At 66.3% G+C, this 18054-nt stretch carries 16 protein-coding genes and 1 pseudogene; 6 read left to right on the top strand and 11 right to left on the bottom strand.

Annotated elements, in window-relative coordinates; genetic code table 11:
- Nucleotides 1-79 precede the first annotated feature (79 nt).
- From gltA to WJ35_RS22650, 7 genes and pseudogenes are all read right to left on the bottom strand, one after another.
- A complete protein-coding gene (gene gltA, locus WJ35_RS22680; RefSeq protein ID WP_010089184.1) occupies nt 80-1381 on the bottom strand; it encodes a citrate synthase in 1302 nt (433 codons plus the stop codon).
- A 54-nt stretch (nt 1382-1435) separates the two neighbouring features.
- Nucleotides 1436-1708 (bottom strand): succinate dehydrogenase assembly factor 2, encoded by a 273-nt coding sequence (locus WJ35_RS22675; RefSeq protein WP_010089183.1) that lies wholly within the window; start codon nt 1706-1708, stop codon nt 1436-1438.
- A gap of 1 nt (nt 1709) precedes the next feature.
- The gene (locus WJ35_RS22670) at nt 1710-2411 is read right to left on the bottom strand and encodes a succinate dehydrogenase iron-sulfur subunit (protein ID WP_010089182.1); all 702 of its coding nucleotides are present in this window, start codon (nt 2409-2411) and stop codon (nt 1710-1712) included.
- A 21-nt stretch (nt 2412-2432) separates the two neighbouring features.
- The gene (gene sdhA, locus WJ35_RS22665) at nt 2433-4208 is read right to left on the bottom strand and encodes a succinate dehydrogenase flavoprotein subunit (protein ID WP_060049230.1); all 1776 of its coding nucleotides are present in this window, start codon (nt 4206-4208) and stop codon (nt 2433-2435) included.
- Nucleotides 4209-4211: 3 nt separating this feature from the next.
- A complete protein-coding gene (sdhD, locus tag WJ35_RS22660; protein ID WP_010089180.1) occupies nt 4212-4580 on the bottom strand; it encodes a succinate dehydrogenase, hydrophobic membrane anchor protein in 369 nt (122 codons plus the stop codon).
- Nucleotides 4581-4583: 3 nt separating this feature from the next.
- Nucleotides 4584-5000 (bottom strand): succinate dehydrogenase, cytochrome b556 subunit, encoded by a 417-nt coding sequence (gene sdhC, locus WJ35_RS22655; RefSeq protein WP_010089179.1) that lies wholly within the window; start codon nt 4998-5000, stop codon nt 4584-4586.
- A 179-nt stretch (nt 5001-5179) separates the two neighbouring features.
- Nucleotides 5180-5984: pseudogene (locus WJ35_RS22650) on the bottom strand (GntR family transcriptional regulator).
- 298 nt (nt 5985-6282) lie between these two features.
- Between WJ35_RS22650 and WJ35_RS22645 the strand changes: the two are divergent.
- From WJ35_RS22645 to acnA, 5 genes are all read left to right on the top strand, one after another.
- Entirely contained in the window at nt 6283-7266 is a 984-nt protein-coding gene (locus WJ35_RS22645) for a malate dehydrogenase (protein WP_010089177.1), read from the top strand.
- Nucleotides 7267-7432: 166 nt separating this feature from the next.
- Nucleotides 7433-8440, top strand: coding sequence for an HpcH/HpaI aldolase/citrate lyase family protein (locus WJ35_RS22640; protein ID WP_060233943.1), 1008 nt, complete (start codon nt 7433-7435; stop codon nt 8438-8440).
- Nucleotides 8441-8626: 186 nt separating this feature from the next.
- Nucleotides 8627-9139, top strand: a complete 513-nt coding sequence (locus WJ35_RS22635) for a hypothetical protein (protein ID WP_060233942.1) — start codon at nt 8627-8629, stop codon at nt 9137-9139.
- Nucleotides 9140-9161: 22 nt separating this feature from the next.
- Complete coding sequence (locus WJ35_RS22630; RefSeq protein ID WP_060233941.1) at nt 9162-10613, top strand: bifunctional 2-methylcitrate dehydratase/aconitate hydratase; 1452 nt, start codon at nt 9162-9164, stop codon at nt 10611-10613.
- 56 nt (nt 10614-10669) lie between these two features.
- Nucleotides 10670-13387, top strand: a complete 2718-nt coding sequence (gene acnA / locus WJ35_RS22625) for an aconitate hydratase AcnA (RefSeq protein WP_060233940.1) — start codon at nt 10670-10672, stop codon at nt 13385-13387.
- Nucleotides 13388-13507: 120 nt separating this feature from the next.
- Here acnA and WJ35_RS22620 read toward each other — a convergent pair whose 3' ends face one another.
- The 3 genes from WJ35_RS22620 to WJ35_RS22610 are packed head-to-tail and all read right to left on the bottom strand — an operon-like array spanning nt 13508 to nt 14696.
- Nucleotides 13508-13948, bottom strand: a complete 441-nt coding sequence (locus WJ35_RS22620) for a DUF1801 domain-containing protein (protein ID WP_011881709.1) — start codon at nt 13946-13948, stop codon at nt 13508-13510.
- Entirely contained in the window at nt 13945-14376 is a 432-nt protein-coding gene (locus WJ35_RS22615) for an SRPBCC family protein (RefSeq protein WP_046424693.1), read from the bottom strand. Before WJ35_RS22615 ends, WJ35_RS22620 begins: the two co-directional genes overlap by 4 nt.
- The gene (locus WJ35_RS22610; RefSeq protein ID WP_014724723.1) at nt 14373-14696 is read right to left on the bottom strand and encodes an ArsR/SmtB family transcription factor; all 324 of its coding nucleotides are present in this window, start codon (nt 14694-14696) and stop codon (nt 14373-14375) included. Before WJ35_RS22610 ends, WJ35_RS22615 begins: the two co-directional genes overlap by 4 nt.
- A gap of 701 nt (nt 14697-15397) precedes the next feature.
- Between WJ35_RS22610 and WJ35_RS22600 the strand changes: the two genes are divergently transcribed.
- Nucleotides 15398-17131 (top strand): S53 family peptidase, encoded by a 1734-nt coding sequence (locus tag WJ35_RS22600; protein ID WP_069240048.1) that lies wholly within the window; start codon nt 15398-15400, stop codon nt 17129-17131.
- Nucleotides 17132-17191: 60 nt separating this feature from the next.
- Here the strand turns inward: WJ35_RS22600 and WJ35_RS22595 are convergent, their stop codons facing one another.
- The gene (locus WJ35_RS22595) at nt 17192-18031 is read right to left on the bottom strand and encodes an ABC transporter permease (RefSeq protein WP_069240047.1); all 840 of its coding nucleotides are present in this window, start codon (nt 18029-18031) and stop codon (nt 17192-17194) included.
- Between the last annotated feature and the right edge of the window lie 23 nt (nt 18032-18054).

The raw sequence follows: 18054 nt of genomic DNA, 5'->3' as shown, positions 1-18054 counted from the left end.
CGGGCAAACCCGCCGGGGTGTCTTCGCATCGCGATCGCCCGACGCGAACGGCCTGCCGGCCATTCGCGCCGCATACGGCTCAGCGTGCGCCGATCGGCTTCGCTTCGCGCGGCGTGTCGCCGATGAAGAGCTGACGCGGACGGCCGATCTTCTGCTCCGGATCCGCAATCATTTCGTTCCACTGCGCGATCCAGCCGATCGTACGCGCCATCGCGAAGATGCACGTGAACATCGACGTCGGGATGCCCAGCGCGCGCTGGACGATGCCCGAGTAGAAGTCGACGTTCGGGTACAGCTTGCGCGACACGAAGTACTCGTCTTCCAGCGCGATCTTCTCGAGCTGCATCGCGAGCTTGAACAGCGGATCGTCGTGCAGGCCCAGCTCGTTCAGCACTTCGTAGCACGTTTCGCGCATCAGCTTCGCGCGCGGATCGTAGTTCTTGTACACGCGGTGGCCGAAGCCCATCAGCTTCACGCCCGAGTTCTTGTCCTTCACCTGCTTGATGAACTCGGGGATGTTGTCCGGCGTGCCGATCTGCTCGAGCATGTTCAGCGCGGCTTCGTTCGCGCCGCCGTGCGCCGGGCCCCACAGACATGCGATACCGGCCGCAATACACGCGAACGGGTTCGCGCCCGACGAACCGGCCAGACGGACCGTCGACGTCGATGCGTTCTGCTCGTGGTCGGCGTGCAGGATCAGGATGCGGTCGAGCGCGCGGACGAGCACGTCGTTGACCTGGTATTCCTCGCACGGGTTCGCGAACATCATGCGCATGAAGTTCGCGCTGTACGACAGATTGTTCTGCGGATACACGAACGGCTGGCCGATGCTGTACTTGTACGCCATCGCGACGAGCGTCGGCAGCTTCGCGATCATGCGGATCGCCGACACTTCACGGTGACGCGGGTCGTTGATGTCGAGCGAGTCGTGGTAGAACGCCGACAGCGCGCCGACTGCGGCGACCAGGATCGCCATCGGGTGCGCGTCGCGGCGGAAACCGCGGAAGAAGAACTGCATCTGCTCGTGCACCATCGTGTGCTTCGTGACGGTCGCGACGAATTCCTTCTTCTGCGCTTCGTTCGGCAGCTCGCCCTTCAGCAGCAGGTAGCAGGTCTCGAGGAAATCGGCGTTCTGCGCGAGGTTGTCGATCGGGTAGCCGCGATACAGCAGCTCGCCCTTGTCGCCGTCGATATACGTGATCGCCGAGTTGCACGACGCCGTCGACATGAAGCCCGGGTCGTACGTGAACTTGCCGGTCTGGCCGTACAGCTTGCGGATGTCGATCACGTCCGGGCCCATCGTGCCCTTGTAGATCGGCAGTTCGACGCTAGGCGAGTTGTCGCTGAACGATAGCGTGGCTTTTACATCAGACGGAGTCATGGCACATCCTCAATCGAAATATAGAAACGGGATTCGATAACGGGCGTAACGCGGTTAGACGTTGCGCAGCATCTCCAGCAGCCGGCGGACTTCCGGGCTGTCAAGGTCGCCCTCTGGTTCCTTGCGCGCGAGGAGCAAGTCCATCAGGTCGTTGTCGCTCAGATCGAGCAGGCGCGTCAGCGCGCCCACGTCTGCATCGGTGAGGTCATGCTCGTATCGGCTGAAGAAACGATCGAAGATCAGATCGTTCTCCAGCAGACCCCGCCGCGCGCGCCAGCGGAGGCGCGCGCGGCGGTGCGGGTCGGATTGATGCGCGGTGTCGCTCATCTCAAACCGCGCGGCGGACCATCAGTTCCTTGATCTTGCCGATCGCCTTCGTCGGATTGAGGCCCTTCGGGCACACGTCGACGCAGTTCATGATCGTATGGCAACGGAACAGACGATACGGATCTTCAAGGTTGTCGAGGCGCTCGCCGGTCGCCGTGTCGCGGCTGTCCGCGATGAAGCGGTAAGCCTGCAGCAGGCCGGCCGGGCCGACGAACTTGTCCGGGTTCCACCAGAAGCTCGGGCACGACGTCGAGCAGCTCGCGCACAGAATGCACTCGTACACGCCGTCGAGCTCGTCGCGTTCCTGCGGCGACTGCAGGCGCTCCTTCTCGGGCGGCGGCGCGTCGTTGATCAGGTACGGCTTGATCGAGTGGTACTGGTTGAAGAAGTGCGTCATGTCGACGATCAGGTCGCGCACGACGGGCAGGCCCGGCAGCGGGCGCAGCACGATCTTCTGCGGCAGGTCGTTCAGGTTCGTCAGGCACGCGAGACCGTTCTTGCCGTTGATGTTCATCGCGTCCGAGCCGCACACGCCTTCGCGGCACGAACGGCGGAACGACAGCGTCTCGTCGACGGCCTTCAGCTTGACCAGTGCATCCAGCAGCATGCGCTCGTGCTGGAGGTCCAGCTCGTACGTCTGCATGCGCGGCGCTGCGTCCTTGTCCGGATCGTAGCGGTAGACTTCAAAAATGCGTTTTGCCATTTCGGATTCCTTTGACTCGGCTTAGAACGTGCGCGGCTTCGGCGGCACGGAGTCGACCGTCAGCGGCTTCATTTGAACCGGCTTGTAGTCGAGGCGATCGCCTTCGCTGTACCACAGCGTGTGGCGCAGCCAGTTCTCGTCGTCGCGGTGCTCGTAGTCGCTGTGCGCGTGCGCGCCGCGGCTTTCCTTGCGGGCTTCCGCCGACACCATCGTCGCGCGGGCGACTTCGATCAGGTTCTCCAGCTCGAGCGCTTCGACGCGCGCGGTGTTGAACACCTTCGACTTGTCCTTCAGGTGGATGTTGGCAACCCGCTCCTTCAGGCCGGCCATCTGCTCGACGCCTTCCTTCAGCAGCGCCGACGTGCGGAACACGCCTGCGTGCTTCTGCATCGTCGCACGGATGTCGTTCGCGACGTCCTGCGTGTATTCGCCCGACGACGACTTCTCGAGCTTGTTCAGGCGCGCCAGCGAGAATTCGCCTGCATCGGCCGGCAGCGGCTTGTGATCGCGCTGGTTCTTCACGTGCTCGACGATGTGGTTGCCGGCCGCGCGGCCGAACACCACGAGGTCGAGCAGCGAGTTCGTGCCGAGGCGGTTCGCGCCGTGCACGGACACGCACGAGCATTCGCCCACCGCGTAGAAGCCGTTGATCGGCTCCTTGTGGTCGCGCGACGTGCCGACGACCTGGCCGTGAATGTTGGTCGGGATGCCGCCCATCTGGTAATGGATGGTCGGGACGACCGGGATCGGTTCCTTGATGCAGTCGACGTTCGCGAACTTCAGCGCGATTTCGCGGATCGACGGCAGACGCTTCATGATCGTCTCGGCGCCGATGTGCGACAGGTCGAGCAGCACGTGGTCCTTGTTCGGGCCCACGCCGCGGCCTTCCTTGATTTCCTGGTCCATCGAGCGGGACACGAAGTCGCGCGGCGCCAGGTCCTTCAGCGTCGGCGCATAGCGCTCCATGAAGCGCTCGCCGTTCGCGTTGCGCAGGATGCCGCCTTCGCCGCGCACGCCTTCCGTGATCAGCACGCCCGCGCCGGCCACGCCGGTCGGGTGGAACTGCCAGAACTCCATGTCCTGCAGCGCGATGCCCGAGCGGGCCGCCATGCCGAGGCCGTCGCCGGTGTTGATGAACGCGTTGGTCGACGCCGCGAAGATCCGGCCTGCGCCGCCCGTCGCGAACAGCGTGGTCTTGCCTTCGAGGATGTAGACGTCGCCCGTTTCCATTTCGAGTGCCGTCACGCCGAGCACGTCGCCGTCCGCGTCGCGGATCAGGTCGAGCGCCATCCATTCGACGAAGAACTGCGTCTTCGCCGCGACGTTCTGCTGGTACAGCGTGTGCAGCAGCGCGTGACCGGTACGGTCGGCGGCCGCGCAGGCGCGCTGGACCGGCTTCTCGCCGTAGTTCGCGGTGTGGCCGCCGAACGGGCGCTGGTAGATCGTGCCGTCCGCGTTGCGGTCGAACGGCATGCCGAAGTGCTCGAGCTCGTACACGACGTTCGGCGCTTCACGGCACATGAACTCGATCGCGTCCTGGTCGCCGAGCCAGTCGGAGCCCTTGATCGTGTCGTAGAAGTGATAGTGCCAGTTGTCTTCGCTCATGTTGCCGAGCGATGCGCCGATCCCACCCTGTGCGGCGACCGTGTGCGAACGCGTCGGGAACACCTTCGACAGCACGCAGACCGACAGGCCCGCGCGCGACAGTTGCAGCGCCGCACGCAAGCCGGAGCCGCCCGCGCCGACGATCACGACGTCGAACTTGCGACGCGGGAGGGAAGTTTTGATTGCAGCCATTCTTTACACTCTCCAGAGAATCTGCGCGGCGTAGCCCGCACATGCGAGCAGCCAGACGATGGTCAGCGATTGCAGCAGCAGGCGCACACCGACGGGCTTCACGTAGTCCATCCAGATGTCGCGCACGCCGATCCATGCGTGGTAGAAGAGGGAGAGCAGCGTCACGAAGGTGGCGAGCTTCATCCATTGCGCGGCGAAGATCGACGCCCAGCCTTCGTACGAGAAATCGTGCGCGCCGAAGAACAGCACCAGCAGGATGATCGTGTAGACGGCCATGATCGCGGCCGTGACGCGCTGCGCGAGCCAGTCGCGCAGGCCATAGTGCGCGCCGACGACGAGGCGCTTCGAGCCGATTCGGTTGTTGGCTGCCATTTCTTAGAATGCTCCGAACAGTTTGAGGGCCATCGCGACGGTCAGCAGCGACGAGACGGCGATCACGACGACCGAGGTCGACTTGCCGCGCTCCTTGGTGACGGCATCGTGGTTGATGTCCATCAGCAGGTGGCGGATGCCGGCGCAGAAATGGAGGAAGAACGCCCACGACAACGCGAGGACGATGAGCTTGACGATGACGTTGGAGAGAAAGAACTTGAAGCCTTCGAAGCTGAGCTCGGAGGTGAGGCTCTGGTCGAAGAGGAACAGCAGGAACGGGAGGAACAGGAACAGCAGCGCACCGCTGACTCGATGGAGAATCGAAACCTTCGCCGCTAGCGGCAGGCGATATTTCATCGTGATGTCGCCGAACCCGATGTTCCGGTATTCCGGCCTCGGCTTTCTTACTGCATCAGTCATGCTAGACCCCTACTTTATGTTGTGACACTAATCCGCAATTTTAGCGCCTTTTTATATCGCGCTGCAGCGAAAACCTGCTCAGGAGCGTTACGCAAACACGAACAAAGGCGGCCCGAAACGTGCTTCGCGGACAGTGTGGGGAGCGCGAATGCACGGGACACGAGCCGATAGCCGCATCGTCAGCTCAAGTCGTTCTGATAGTAATACCCGGTTGTGACATACCAGCCGCGCCGCACTTCCACCGGCCGGTCACCATATGTATAGGACACGCGCTCGACCGACAGCAACGGGAAACCTGTCGGCACATGCAGCAGGTCGGCCACCGCCGGCTCCGCCGCCACCGCGCGGATCTTCTCCGACGCGCGGATCATGCGGGTGCCGAACTCCGTCTCGAACATCGCGTAGAGCGGCCCCTTGTACTCGCTGAGCCGCTCGAACGTGAGGCCGCGGAACATCGCGCCCGGCAGCCAGATCTCGTCCAGCACCGTCGTCTCGCCCTCGAATTCGAGCAGGCGCCGCACCTGCACCACCGGGTCGGCCGGCTTCAGGTCGAGCTGGCGGGCGATCTCGGCCGGCGCGCGCGCGCGCCGGCACTCGAGCAGGCGGCTCACGTGCGCGTGCTCCGCGCCGTCGTCGGCCAAGAGGCGCAGGAACCGGAATTGCGCGCGATCCTCATTGTGCGTTGCAACAAACGTGCCCTTGCCCTGCCGGCGAACCACGAGGTTTTCCGCGGCCAGCTCGTCGATCGCCTTGCGCACGGTGCCCTGGCTGACCTTGTAGCGGCCGGCGAGCTCCACTTCGCTCGGAATGATCTCGCCCGGCTTCCATTCGCCCGACTCGAGACTCTGCGTGATCAATGCCTTGATCTGCTGGTATAAAGGGCTGAACGTCGGTGACGGCGTTCGGCGCGAGCTCGGCCGCGCCCGGCTGCCCTGGGCCGCCTGCGCCGGTCGGATTCGCGTTGTTCGCCTGGTTCGATGTCATGGCGCGCATTTCATCACAAACCGCGCTTTTCCGTCCACTCAAATTCCGCAAAACATCTGTCTTATATAAGACATATGATACCGTTTGACTTTGCGTTCCTCGGCTCCTAAACTCCGGGTCGAGCAAGGGTTCGCGGGTGGCAAAGCGCGCCCCCGGCCACGTGCCTCGGCCCGTCTCCAGGTTCACCACGCATGCAACCGCGAGTCCTCCGCCCTGCTTCAAAGCAACGCTTCGCGTAACGCGCATAGAATGGCGTTTTCCCTAGCGTCCCACGCTTCACCCGTCCTGGAGATTTTCAATGGCTAAGCCCGCAAAGCGCGTTGCCGTCACCGGCGCCGCAGGTCAAATCGCTTACTCGCTGCTGTTCCGCATCGCGAACGGCGACCTGCTCGGCAAGGACCAGCCGGTCATCCTGCAACTGCTCGACCTCCCGCAAGCCCAAGCCGCCGTCAAAGGCGTCGTGATGGAACTGGACGATTGCGCGTTCCCGCTGCTCGCGGGCGTCGTGATCACCGACGACCCGAAGGTCGCGTTCAAGGACGCCGACGTCGCGCTGCTGGTCGGCGCCCGTCCGCGCTCGAAGGGCATGGAGCGCAAGGACCTGCTGTCGGCGAACGCCGAGATCTTCACGGTCCAGGGCGCCGCGCTGAACGAAGTCGCGAGCCGCGACGTGAAGGTGCTGGTCGTCGGCAACCCGGCCAACACGAACGCGTACATCGCGATGAAGTCGGCGCCGGACCTGCCGAAGAAGAACTTCACGGCGATGCTGCGCCTCGACCACAACCGCGCGCTGTCGCAGCTCGCGGCCAAGTCGGGCAAGCCGGTCGCGTCGATCGAGAAGCTCGCGGTGTGGGGCAACCACTCGCCGACGATGTACCCGGACTTCCGCTTCGCAACCGCCGAAGGCGAATCGCTGCTGAAGCTGATCAACGACGACGTGTGGAACCGCGACACGTTCATCCCGACCGTCGGCAAGCGCGGCGCGGCGATCATCGAAGCGCGCGGCCTGTCGTCGGCGGCGTCGGCGGCCAACGCGGCGATCGACCACGTGCGTGACTGGGTGCTCGGCACGAACGGCAAGTGGGTCACGATGGGCATTCCGTCGGACGGTTCGTACGGCATCCCCGAAGACATCATCTACGGCGTGCCGGTCGTGTGCGAAAACGGCGAGTACAAGCGTGTCGAAGGCCTGGAAATCGACGCGTTCTCGCGCGAGAAGATGGACGGCACGCTGGCCGAGCTGCTCGAAGAGCGTGACGGCGTCGCCCACCTGCTGAAGTAAGGCGCCGGCCTTGCCGCCCGCGGGCGGCAAGGCTGCGGCGCGGGCCGGCGGCATGCCGCCGGCCCGCTGCGCCCCCGATCCGATCCGGACGCGTTTTGCCGCCACCGGCCCAGAACGCGCCCGCATCCGATTTTTCCACGCTGGCCTGCCTCCTGACGTAGAGAAGATGTCCGCGCTCACACCTGCAGAAGTGTTGTACGACGGTGCGTCCCCGCCCGCGATCCTGCCATGCTGCGATCACTACGCCGGCAGCGAGAAGCTGATGCGCAAGTCGCTTGCGCTGCAGGCCGAGACGGGCCCCGTGTTCGACATCACGCTCGACTGCGAGGACGGCGCGGCCGTCGGCCAGGAAGCCGCGCACGCGGAGCTGGTCGCCGGCCTGCTCGGCAGCGCCGACAACCGCTTCGGGCGGGTCGGCGCGCGGATCCACGATTTCTCCCACCCCCACTGGCGCGACGACGTGCGGATCATCCTGCGCGCGGCGCGGGCGCCGGCCTACATCACGCTGCCGAAGATCGCGAACGCCGCCGACGCCGCCGAGATGTGCGCGTTCATCGAAGGCACGCGCCGCGAGCTCGGCATCGCGCGGCCGATTCCGGTCGACGTGCTGGTCGAGACCCACGGCGCGCTCGCTCACGCGGCCGCCCTCGCCGCACTGCCGCTCGTCGGCACGCTGAGCTTCGGGCTGATGGACTTCGTCTCCGCGCATCACGGCGCGATTCCCGACGGCGCGATGCGCTCGCCCGGCCAGTTCGAGCATCCACTCGTGCGCCGCGCGAAGCTCGAGATCGCCGCGGCCTGCCATGCGCACGGCAAGACGCCGTCGCACAACGTGACGACCGAGGTGCGCGACATGAGCGTCGTCGCGAACGACGCGCGCCGCGCGCGCGACGAGTTCGCGTACACGCGGATGTGGAGCATCCACCCGTCGCAGATCCGGCCGATCGTCGACGCGTTCGCGCCCCGCACCGACGAAGTCGCGCTCGCCGCCGAGATCCTGCTGGCCGCGCAGGCCGCCGACTGGGGTCCGACACGGCACGGCGACACGCTGCACGACCGCGCGAGCTACCGCTATTACTGGTCGGTGCTGCGCCGCGCGCGGGCCGCGGGCCAGCCGGTGCCCGCCGAGGCGGCCCCGCTGTTCGGCCCGGCCGCCGCGGCAGACGCGCCGTGAGCGCGAGCCGATCGCCGGTTTGCTAAACGACAAAAAACGTAACGGAGCCTGAAAACCTGAAATATGCGCGGCCAAATAGGTGAAAATAGCGGCCGCTGCGCGCTTCCGGGGCGCGTGCAGTTCTACCCGGCCGGCGGCCCGACGCCGCCGGCCCATGTCAACTGATTATCGAAAGGTTCTGACTCCATGAAGAAACTCCTGATCGCTACCGCCATCGGCGCCTTGTCCGCCACGATGCTGGTCTCGGCTCCGAGCGCGTTCGCCCAGGAAGCGGGCACGACCGCGAAGAAGGCAACGGCCAAGCGCCCGGCGCCGGCCAAGCGCATCATCCCGCGCAGCAAGAAGGCGAAAGCCGCCGCCGCCGCGAAGGTCGATCCGGTGCCGGAAGGCGCAGCCAAGTGGGCGTGCAAGGACGGCCTGACGTTCGACCTCGCCGGCGACATGAAGCGCGACCAGGTCGTCACGGTTCACTGGGCGAAGAAGAACTACAAGCTGCCGCGCCTGGCAACGACGACGGGCGCCGACACGTTCTACGATCCGGCAGCCGGGTTCAAGCTGGTCGTGATCCCGACCAAGGCGATGCTGTTCAGCGACGCGAACGGCGGCGAGCGCCTCGCGGACGAGTGCATGACGCCGGAAATGGCGCAAGGCACGCCGGCGCCGACGCAATCGAACGAGCTGAAGCCGGCAACGAACTAAGCCCGTTCACCCAGGCCCCTCGATGTCCGCCCCGACCTCCAGCGTCCGCTCTGCCCCGGATCCGGTACTCGTCGACATCGTCGACTACGTGCTGGATGCGGGGATCGGCAGCGCGCTCGCGCTGGAGACCGCGCGTCATTGCCTGATCGACACGCTCGGCTGCGGACTCGAGGCGCTGTCCTACCCTGCCTGCACCAAGCTGCTCGGCCCCGTCGTACCCGGCACGATCGTGCCGAACGGCGCGAAGGTCCCGGGCACGTCGTTCCAGCTCGATCCGGTCAAGGCCGCGTTCGACATCGGCGCGACGATCCGCTGGCTCGACTTCAACGACACCTGGCTCGCCGCCGAATGGGGCCATCCGTCCGACAACCTCGGCGGAATCCTGGCGACGGCCGACTGGCTGTCGCGCACCGCCGTCGCCGCCGGCAAGACGCCGCTCGCGATGCGCGACGTGCTGATCGCGATGATCAAGGCCCACGAGATCCAGGGCTGCATCGCACTCGAGAATTCATTCAACCAGGTCGGGCTCGACCACGTGCTGCTCGTCAAGGTCGCGTCGACCGCCGTCGTCGGCCAGCTGCTCGGGCTCACGCGCGACGAGCTGATCAACGCGGTCTCGAACGCGTTCGTCGACGGCCATGCGCTGCGCACCTACCGGCACGCGCCGAACACGGGCTCGCGCAAGTCGTGGGCGGCCGGCGACGCGACGTCGCGCGCGGTGCGCCTCGCGCTGATCGCGAAGACGGGCGAAATGGGCTACCCGTCGGCGCTGACCGCGCGGACCTGGGGCTTCTACGACGTGCTGTTCAAAGGACAGCCGTTCCGCTTCCAGCGCCCGTACGGCACGTACGTGATGGAGAACGTGCTGTTCAAGATCGCGTTCCCGGCGGAATTCCATGCGCAGACGGCCGCCGAAGCGGCCATGCAGCTGCACGCGCAGCTCGCCGCGACCGGGAAATCGACCGACGACATCAGCCGGATCACGATCCGCACGCACGCGGCGGCGCTCCGCATCATCGACAAGCAGGGGCCGCTCGCCAACCCAGCGGACCGCGACCACTGCATCCAGTACATGGTCGCGGTGCCGCTGCTCTACGGCCGGCTGACCGCGGCCGACTACGAGGACGCGGTCGCCGCGGACCCGCGCATCGACGCGCTGCGCGCGAAGACGACGTGCGTCGAGGACCCGCAGTTCACGAAGGATTACCACGATCCGGACAAGCGATCGATCGCGAATGCGCTGACGATCGAGTTCGCGGACGGATCAAAGCTTGCCGAAGTGGCGGTCGAGTATCCGATCGGCCACCAGCGACGCCGCGCCGACGGCATCCCGCTCCTGGTCGAGAAGTTCAGGACCAACCTCGCCCGCCGCTTCCCGGCAAAGCAGCAACAAGCGATTCTCGACGTGTCGCTGGACCAGGCAAAGCTCGAAGCGATGCCGGTCAATGAGTACGTCGATCTGTATGTGATCTAGCCGTCAGGTACAGAACACGGAGTTTCTTTCCTAGCCTCAAACCCAGGAAAATCACCATGGCCCACAATCTCCACAAGACCCTCAAGGAATTCGACAGCGGTTCCGGCAAAGGCAAGTTCTACTCGCTGCCGCAGCTCGGCAAGGAACTGAAGACGAAGATCGAGCGCCTGCCGGTGTCGATCCGGATCGTGCTCGAGTCCGTGCTGCGCAACTACGACGGCAAGAAGATCACCGAGGAACACATCGAGCAGCTCGCGAACTGGAAGCCGACCGCCAAGCGCGTCGACGAGATTCCGTTCGTCGTGTCGCGCGTCGTGCTGCAGGACTTCACGGGCGTGCCGCTGCTCGCCGACATCGCGGCCATGCGCGGCGTCGCGAAGCGCGCGGGCAAGAACCCGAAGAAGATCGAGCCGCTGGTCCCGGTCGATCTCGTCGTCGACCACTCGGTCCAGATCGACTACTTCCGCCAGAAGGACGCGCTCGACCTGAACATGAAGCTGGAATTCCAGCGCAACAACGAGCGCTACCAGTTCATGAAGTGGGGCATGCAGGCGTTCGACACGTTCAAGGTCGTGCCGCCGGGCGTCGGCATCGTGCACCAGGTGAACCTCGAGTACCTCGCGCGCGGCGTCCACAAGAAGAAGGACGAAGACGGCACGGTCTATTACCCGGACACCCTCGTCGGCACGGACAGCCACACGACGATGATCAACGGCATCGGCGTGGTCGGCTGGGGCGTGGGCGGCATCGAGGCGGAAGCCGGCATGCTCGGCCAGCCGGTGTACTTCCTGACGCCGGACGTGGTCGGCGTCGAGCTGAAGGGCCAGCTGCGCGAAGGCGTGACGGCGACCGACCTGGTGCTGACCATCACCGAAATGCTGCGCAAGGAAAAGGTCGTCGGCAAGTTCGTCGAGTTCTTCGGTGAAGGCACGAAGACGCTCGCGCTGCCGGACCGCGCGACGATCGCGAACATGGCGCCGGAATACGGCGCGACGATGGGCTTCTTCCCGGTCGACGAGAAGACGATCGACTACTTCAAGGGCACGGGCCGCACGAAGGCGGAAATCGCCGCGTTCGAAAACTACTTCAAGGCGCAGGACCTGTTCGGCATTCCGAAGGCCGGCGAGATCGACTACACGAAGACGCTGACGCTCGACCTGTTGACGGTCGCGCCGTCGCTGGCCGGCCCGAAGCGTCCGCAGGACCGCATCGAGATCGGCAACGTCAAGTCGACGTTCACCGAGCTGTTCTCGAAGCCGGTCGCGGAAAACGGCTTCGCGAAGAAGGCGGAAGACCTGGACGCCGGCTACACGACGAGCAACGGCGTCAACGTGAAGAACGGCGACGTGCTGATCGCCGCGATCACGTCGTGCACGAACACGTCGAACCCGAGCGTGCTGCTGGCCGCAGGCCTCCTGGCAAAGAAGGCCGTCGAAGCCGGCCTGAGCGTCGCGCCGCACATCAAGACGTCGCTCGCGCCGGGATCGCGCATCGTCACCGAGTACCTGACGAAGACGGGCCTGCTGCCCTACCTGGCGAAGCTCGGCTTCGAAGTCGCCGCCTACGGCTGCACGACCTGTATCGGCAACGCGGGCGACCTGACGCCGGAACTGAACGAAGCGATCACGAAGAACGACATCGTCGCGGCGGCCGTGCTGTCGGGCAACCGCAACTTCGAAGCGCGCATCCACCCGAACATCCGCGCGAACTTCCTGGCCTCGCCGCCGCTCGTCGTCGCCTACGCGATCGCCGGCAACATCACGCGCGACCTGATGACCGAGCCGGTCGGCCAGGGCAAGGGCGGCAAGGACATCTACCTCGGCGACATCTGGCCGACGAGCGACGAGATCCACGCGCTGCTCAAGTACGCGCTCGATCCGAAGAAGTTCGAGGACAACTACGCGAAGCTGACCAAGAAGGGCGACCTCTGGAGCAAGATCGAGGGCGAGTCGGGCCAGGTCTACGACTGGCCGAAGTCGACGTACATCGCGGAGCCGCCGTTCTTCGGCAAGGAATTCTCGATGGAGCCGGCCGACGCGATCGTCACGGTCAAGGGCGCGCGCGCGCTCGGCATCTTCGGCGACTCGGTCACGACCGACCACATCAGCCCGGCAGGCTCGATCAAGGAAGACTCGCCGGCAGGCAAGTGGCTGAAGGAGAACGGCGTGCAGAAGGCCGACTTCAACAGCTACGGCTCGCGTCGCGGCAACCATGACGTGATGATGCGCGGCACGTTCGCGAACGTCCGGATCAAGAACCTGATGATCCCGGCGAAGGCGGACGGCACGCGCGTCGAAGGCGGCCTGACGATCCATCAGCCGAGCGGCGAACAGCTGTCGATCTACGACGCGGCGATGAAGTACGTCGACGCCGGCACGCCGACCGTCGTGTTCGCGGGCGAAGAGTACGGCACCGGCTCGTCGCGCGACTGGGCGGCGAAGGGCACGCAGCTGCTCGGCGTGAAGGCCGTGATCGCACGCAGCTTCGAGCGGATCCACCGTTCGAACCTGGTCGGCATGGGCGTGCTGCCGCTGCAGTTCAAGGGCGCGGACAGCATCCAGTCGCTCGGCATCACCGGCGACGAGACGTTCGACATCGAAGGCCTCGGCGACGACTTCAAGCCGCAGCAGGACGTCACGCTCGTGATCAACCGCAAGGATGGCGAAACGCAGCGCGTGCAGGTGCTGCTGCGCATCGATACGCCGATCGAAGTCGACTACTACAAGCACGGTGGTATCCTGCCGTTCGTGCTGCGCTCGCTGCTCGCAGCGTAAGCGCTCCGCTTTTGCAGGTGCCGCAGCCGCCTCGCGGCGGTTGCGGCCGATTTGGATACCCGACCTCGTGTCGGGTTTTTTTCGTCTGTACAAAGGCGCGCGACGCAGCGGCCGGCGGCGCTAGGCTTGCTTGCCGCCGCGCGCCTTCGCACCCGCAGCGGCGCGTGCGTTCTTCTTCAGATGCGCGCGGTTGTAGTCGATCGCCGCGCGAATCAGGCGCTGCAGCGCGCGCCGGTCGAGCTTGTCGCCTTCCATGAAGTCGATCGCGCGGCGCGCGTTGCCGTCGAGGCCCGCGTTGAACAGCCCATCGGGATCGGCCAGCTGCGCGCCGTGCATGAACGTGAGCTTGACCTTGCCCTTGTGCGCGTTCGCGACCGCGATCATCCCGTCGCACGACCAGACGGGGCTGCCCATCCACTTCCATTCCTCGACGATGCCGGCGTCGGCCGCGAGGATCGTCGCGCGCAGCTCGGCAAAGACGTCGCGGCGCCAGTCGGCGATTCCGGCGATCAGCGCGTCGATGCGCGCGGACGGCGTCAGGTCGTGCCCGGCGGCGCTCATGCGTCGGCCTCCCCGCCCTCGTCCGGGCGCGCGAGCAGCTGTTCGAGCGACGCGAAGAACTGCGGCCAGCCGTGCTGCGCGCCACGGTACGCCTGCTCCTGGTCGGTGCGGAAGCCGCTTTGCTCCATTCGCAGCAGCGTGCCGTGCGGCGTGGGCGTGAGCGTCCATGTGACGACGCTTTCGAGGCCATGAGCGGCCCACGTGTACGACAGCGCGCGGTGCGGCTCGATCGTCAGCACGGTGCAGTCGACCGAACCCCAGTCGGCGCGAAAACTGAACGCGCGGCCCGCCACCGGTTCGAAATCGCTCTGCATCAGCCACGCGTCGAGCAGATGCGGTTGCGTGAGCGCACGCCAGATCTTCTCGGGCGGATGCGACAGCTCCCGTTCGACGACGACGGTACGGGTTGCGGCGGGGTTGGGGTTCATTGGTCCATTCTCCTGAGCAGATCTTCGAGCGCATCGAACCGGTTCTGCCAGAAGGCGGTCATCTGGCCGGCCCAGTCGAGCAACGGAGTCAGCGCCTGCGGCTGCGCGCTGTAGTGCGTCTGCCGGCCCGCGTGACGGTCGCTCACGAGCCCGGCCTGCTTCAGTACACCCAGATGCTTCGACACGGCCGGCTGCGACACGCCGGCGCGGGCCGTCAGCGCGGCGACCGTCAGCTCGCCTTCCGCACACAGTCGCTCGAACAGCGCGCGGCGCGTCGGATCGGCAAGTGTTCTGAACAGCAGGTCGTGCGGGCTTTGCATGCTGGAATCAATAACTTCGTGGTTATGGATTGGAGAATAGCTCGGGGACGGCGCGCGTCAAACATTGGTTGCGATCGGATGTCGCGCGGGGCACGCGCAAGCCGGGTAGACCGAATGCGCGCAAACGCCGCCGCACCGGCGCGCCGTGGACATCGGACGCTCGGCCGAACCCGGCATCCGGATGCGTTCGAGCAATTCCTCTAATCGGCTCGCGCGCTTCGCGAACCGAAAGGACGCTGCAAGGCTCGGCGATGCGACGTTCCACAGTTCGGGAAACCGGCACGTCCGAACGGGTCGAGAATTCCCGCCGTCGCGGCTCGCGCTGCACGCGTCCCGGCCCCGCGCCGTCGCGCGCCCACATAGTGCGACGCGCGCCGCATTCCGGCGCGGAGGCGAACGACGCGTGCGCGCACGGCAGCGCCGCGCAATTGCGCACATTCCGATACCGCAACGAACGCGTCATGCGCTCGAACGGCGCGGACGGTCGCACCGGCGCGCCGCAAACCGGTTCCGTCCGTCCGCGCATGCCGTTGCGCGCGCACCCAACGCAGTGCCCGCGCGCGGCACGTCGGTGTCAGAACTGACAGCTATGGAAACTGCCAGCTACCTGAACGACCCCGACACCCTACGCTCGTCACCGCTCGCGGCCCCACAAGGGCCGGGGGTTCCAGCAACGTCGTCTCTCCTCAAAAGGACACCCGATGAAAAGGAACGCGCGGTTCGCCCTATCCCTCCCGTCGCCCCGCCGTCTCGCCTGCGCATGGCCGCTCGTCCTCGCCGCCGGCGCGGCGCACGGCGCGACGGACTGGGTCGACACGCACACGAAGGCCTTCCTGACCGGCCCGCAGCTGATGGCGCGCAGTGCGGCGCCGTCGCTCGAACTGGCAGCGGGCGAAACGACCAACGTCGTGGTCAGCCTGAAGCTGCGCAATGCCGCGCAGCTCAAGCAGCTCGCGCGCGACGTCAACCGGCCCGGCAGTGCGCAGTACGGCAAGTTCCTCACGCATGACCAGTTCCTCGCGAACTACGCGCCGACCGACGCACAGGTTCAGTCGGTCGTCGACCATCTGCGCAAGAGCGGCTTCGTCGACATCGAGGTCGCGCCGAACCGGCTGCTCGTTTCCGCGCGCGGCACCGCCGGCACGGTCAAGGCCGCGTTCAACACGTCGCTCGTGCACTTCCAGTTCGCGGGCCGCTCGGGCTTCGCGAACGCGTCCACCGCGCAGGTGCCGCGCGCGCTCGGCGACGTCGTCGGCTCGGTGCTGGGGCTGCAGAACGTCGCGCGCGCGCATCCGCTGCTGCGCATCGGCAACGTCGCAAAGCCGACGGCGCTCGCCGCGGGCACCGCGACCGGCCACTATCCGAAGGAATTCCCGGCCCTCTACGGCGCGACCGGCGTGCCGACCGCGGCCGGCGTCACGGTCGGCATCATGACGATCGGCGGCGTCGCGCAGACGCTGCGGGACCTGAAGACCTTCACGTCGAGCAACGGCTACGGCGCGGTGACGACGCAGAGCGTCAAGACCAACGGCACCGGCGGCAACTACACCGACGACCAGGACGGCCAGGGCGAATGGGATCTGGACAGCCAGTCGATCGTGGGAGCAGCGGGCGGCCAGGTCGGCAAGCTCGTGTTCTACATGGCGGACCTGAACGCGTCGGGCAACACCGGGCTCACGCAGGCGTTCAACCGCGCGGTGTCGGACAACGTCGCGAAAGTGATCAACGTGTCGCTCGGCTGGTGCGAAACCGACGCGAACGCCGACGGCACGCTCGACGCCGAGGAGCAGATCTTCACGACGGCTGCCGCGCAAGGACAAACGTTCTCGGTGTCGTCCGGCGACGAAGGCGTGTACGAATGCAACAACCGCGGCTATCCGGACGGCTCGAACTACACGGTGTCGTGGCCGGCGTCGTCGCCGCACGTGCTCGCGATCGGCGGCACGACGCTGTACACGACCTCGTCGGGCGCGTTCTCGAACGAGACGGTCTGGAACGAAGGGCTCGACGGCAACGGCAAGCTGTGGGCGACGGGCGGCGGCGTCAGCACGATCCTGCCCGCCCCGTCGTGGCAGTCGGGCAGCAACCGCCAGCTGCCGGACGTGTCGTTCGATGCCGCGCAAAGCACCGGCGCGTACATCTACAACTACGGGCAGCTGCAGCAGATCGGCGGCACCAGCCTGTCCGCGCCGCTGTTCTCCGGCTTCTGGGCGCGGCTGCTCGCGGCAAACGGCACCGGGCTCGGCTTCCCGGCCGCCAGGTTCTATGCGCGCATTCCGTCGAATCCGTCGCTGGTGCGCTACGACGTGGTGTCGGGCAACAACGGCTACCAGGGCTACGGCTACACCGCCGGCCAGGGCTGGGACTACACGACCGGCTTCGGCAGCCTGAACATCGCGAACCTCAACCAGCTGATCAAGTCGGGCGGCTTCTGAGCGTCGCGTGAAGGCCGGCGCGCGCCGATGGCGGCGCGCCGGCCGGCGAAGCGCTCGCCGTCAGGACACCGCTCGCCGCGCATTGCGCCCGCGCAGCCATTCGAGCGCGAGCAGCAGGCTCGTCGAGAAGATGATCAGGATCGTCGCGAGCGCGGCGATCGTCGGGCTGATGTTCTCGCGGATGCCGGTGAACATCTGGCGCGGCAGCGTGGTCTGGTCGGCGCCGGCGAGAAACAGCGTGACGACCACTTCGTCGAACGACGTCGCGAACGCGAACAGCGCGCCCGACATCACGCCCGGCGCGATCACCGGCAGCGTGACGCGAAAGAACGTCGTGACCGGACTCGCGCCGAGCGACAGGCTCGCGCGCACGAGGTTGTGGTTGAAGCCCTGCAGCGTCGCGGCCACCGTCGTGACGACGAACGGCACGCCGAGCGCCGCGTGCGCGCAGATCAGCCCCGTGTAGGTGTTGGCGAGGCCGAGCGGCGCGAAGAACAGGTACATGCCGACGCCGACCACGACCACCGGCACGATCATCGGCGACAGCAGCACCGCCATCAGCAGCCCCTTGCCGCGGAAGTCGGCCTTCGTGAGCCCGATCGCGGCGAGCGTGCCGAGCACGGTCGCGACGACGGTCGCCGACGGCGCGACGATGAAGCTGTTCTTCGCCGCCATGCGCCACTCGTCGGACGCGATCAGGTTCTCGTACCAGCGCGTCGAGAAGCCCGGGATCGGATAGACGAGGAACGTGCTCGACGAAAACGACAGCGGCACGATCGCGAGCACCGGCAGGATCAGGTACAGCAGCGTCAGCACGACGAGCACGCGCAATGCGACGTACCACGCGCGCTCGACGAACGACATGTGCGGCGCGAACAGCGGCCTGGCGAGCAGTTTCATGGTCGAATCCCCTTCCCTTTCCG

Origin of the sequence: Burkholderia ubonensis, assembly GCF_001718695.1 — a bacterium.
GTDB classification, from domain to species: domain Bacteria; phylum Pseudomonadota; class Gammaproteobacteria; order Burkholderiales; family Burkholderiaceae; genus Burkholderia; species Burkholderia ubonensis_B.
The sequence above is the reverse complement of the archived record's forward strand: the minus strand, read 5'-3'. Positions and strand labels throughout refer to the sequence as shown.

What these genes read in the sequence shown, in the direction of transcription:
- gltA (WP_010089184.1), bottom strand. Translation starts at nt 1,381, where the DNA reads ATGACTCCGTCTGATGTAAAAGCCACGCTATCGTTCAGCGACAACTCG.
- WJ35_RS22675 (WP_010089183.1), bottom strand. Translation starts at nt 1,708, where the DNA reads ATGAGCGACACCGCGCATCAATCCGACCCGCACCGCCGCGCGCGCCTC.
- WJ35_RS22670 (WP_010089182.1), bottom strand. Translation starts at nt 2,411, where the DNA reads ATGGCAAAACGCATTTTTGAAGTCTACCGCTACGATCCGGACAAGGAC.
- sdhA (WP_060049230.1), bottom strand. Translation starts at nt 4,208, where the DNA reads ATGGCTGCAATCAAAACTTCCCTCCCGCGTCGCAAGTTCGACGTCGTG.
- sdhD (WP_010089180.1), bottom strand. Translation starts at nt 4,580, where the DNA reads ATGGCAGCCAACAACCGAATCGGCTCGAAGCGCCTCGTCGTCGGCGCG.
- sdhC (WP_010089179.1), bottom strand. Translation starts at nt 5,000, where the DNA reads ATGACTGATGCAGTAAGAAAGCCGAGGCCGGAATACCGGAACATCGGG.
- WJ35_RS22645 (WP_010089177.1), top strand. Translation starts at nt 6,283, where the DNA reads ATGGCTAAGCCCGCAAAGCGCGTTGCCGTCACCGGCGCCGCAGGTCAA.
- WJ35_RS22640 (WP_060233943.1), top strand. Translation starts at nt 7,433, where the DNA reads ATGTCCGCGCTCACACCTGCAGAAGTGTTGTACGACGGTGCGTCCCCG.
- WJ35_RS22635 (WP_060233942.1), top strand. Translation starts at nt 8,627, where the DNA reads ATGAAGAAACTCCTGATCGCTACCGCCATCGGCGCCTTGTCCGCCACG.
- WJ35_RS22630 (WP_060233941.1), top strand. Translation starts at nt 9,162, where the DNA reads ATGTCCGCCCCGACCTCCAGCGTCCGCTCTGCCCCGGATCCGGTACTC.
- acnA (WP_060233940.1), top strand. Translation starts at nt 10,670, where the DNA reads ATGGCCCACAATCTCCACAAGACCCTCAAGGAATTCGACAGCGGTTCC.
- WJ35_RS22620 (WP_011881709.1), bottom strand. Translation starts at nt 13,948, where the DNA reads ATGAGCGCCGCCGGGCACGACCTGACGCCGTCCGCGCGCATCGACGCG.
- WJ35_RS22615 (WP_046424693.1), bottom strand. Translation starts at nt 14,376, where the DNA reads ATGAACCCCAACCCCGCCGCAACCCGTACCGTCGTCGTCGAACGGGAG.
- WJ35_RS22610 (WP_014724723.1), bottom strand. Translation starts at nt 14,696, where the DNA reads ATGCAAAGCCCGCACGACCTGCTGTTCAGAACACTTGCCGATCCGACG.
- WJ35_RS22600 (WP_069240048.1), top strand. Translation starts at nt 15,398, where the DNA reads ATGAAAAGGAACGCGCGGTTCGCCCTATCCCTCCCGTCGCCCCGCCGT.
- WJ35_RS22595 (WP_069240047.1), bottom strand. Translation starts at nt 18,031, where the DNA reads ATGAAACTGCTCGCCAGGCCGCTGTTCGCGCCGCACATGTCGTTCGTC.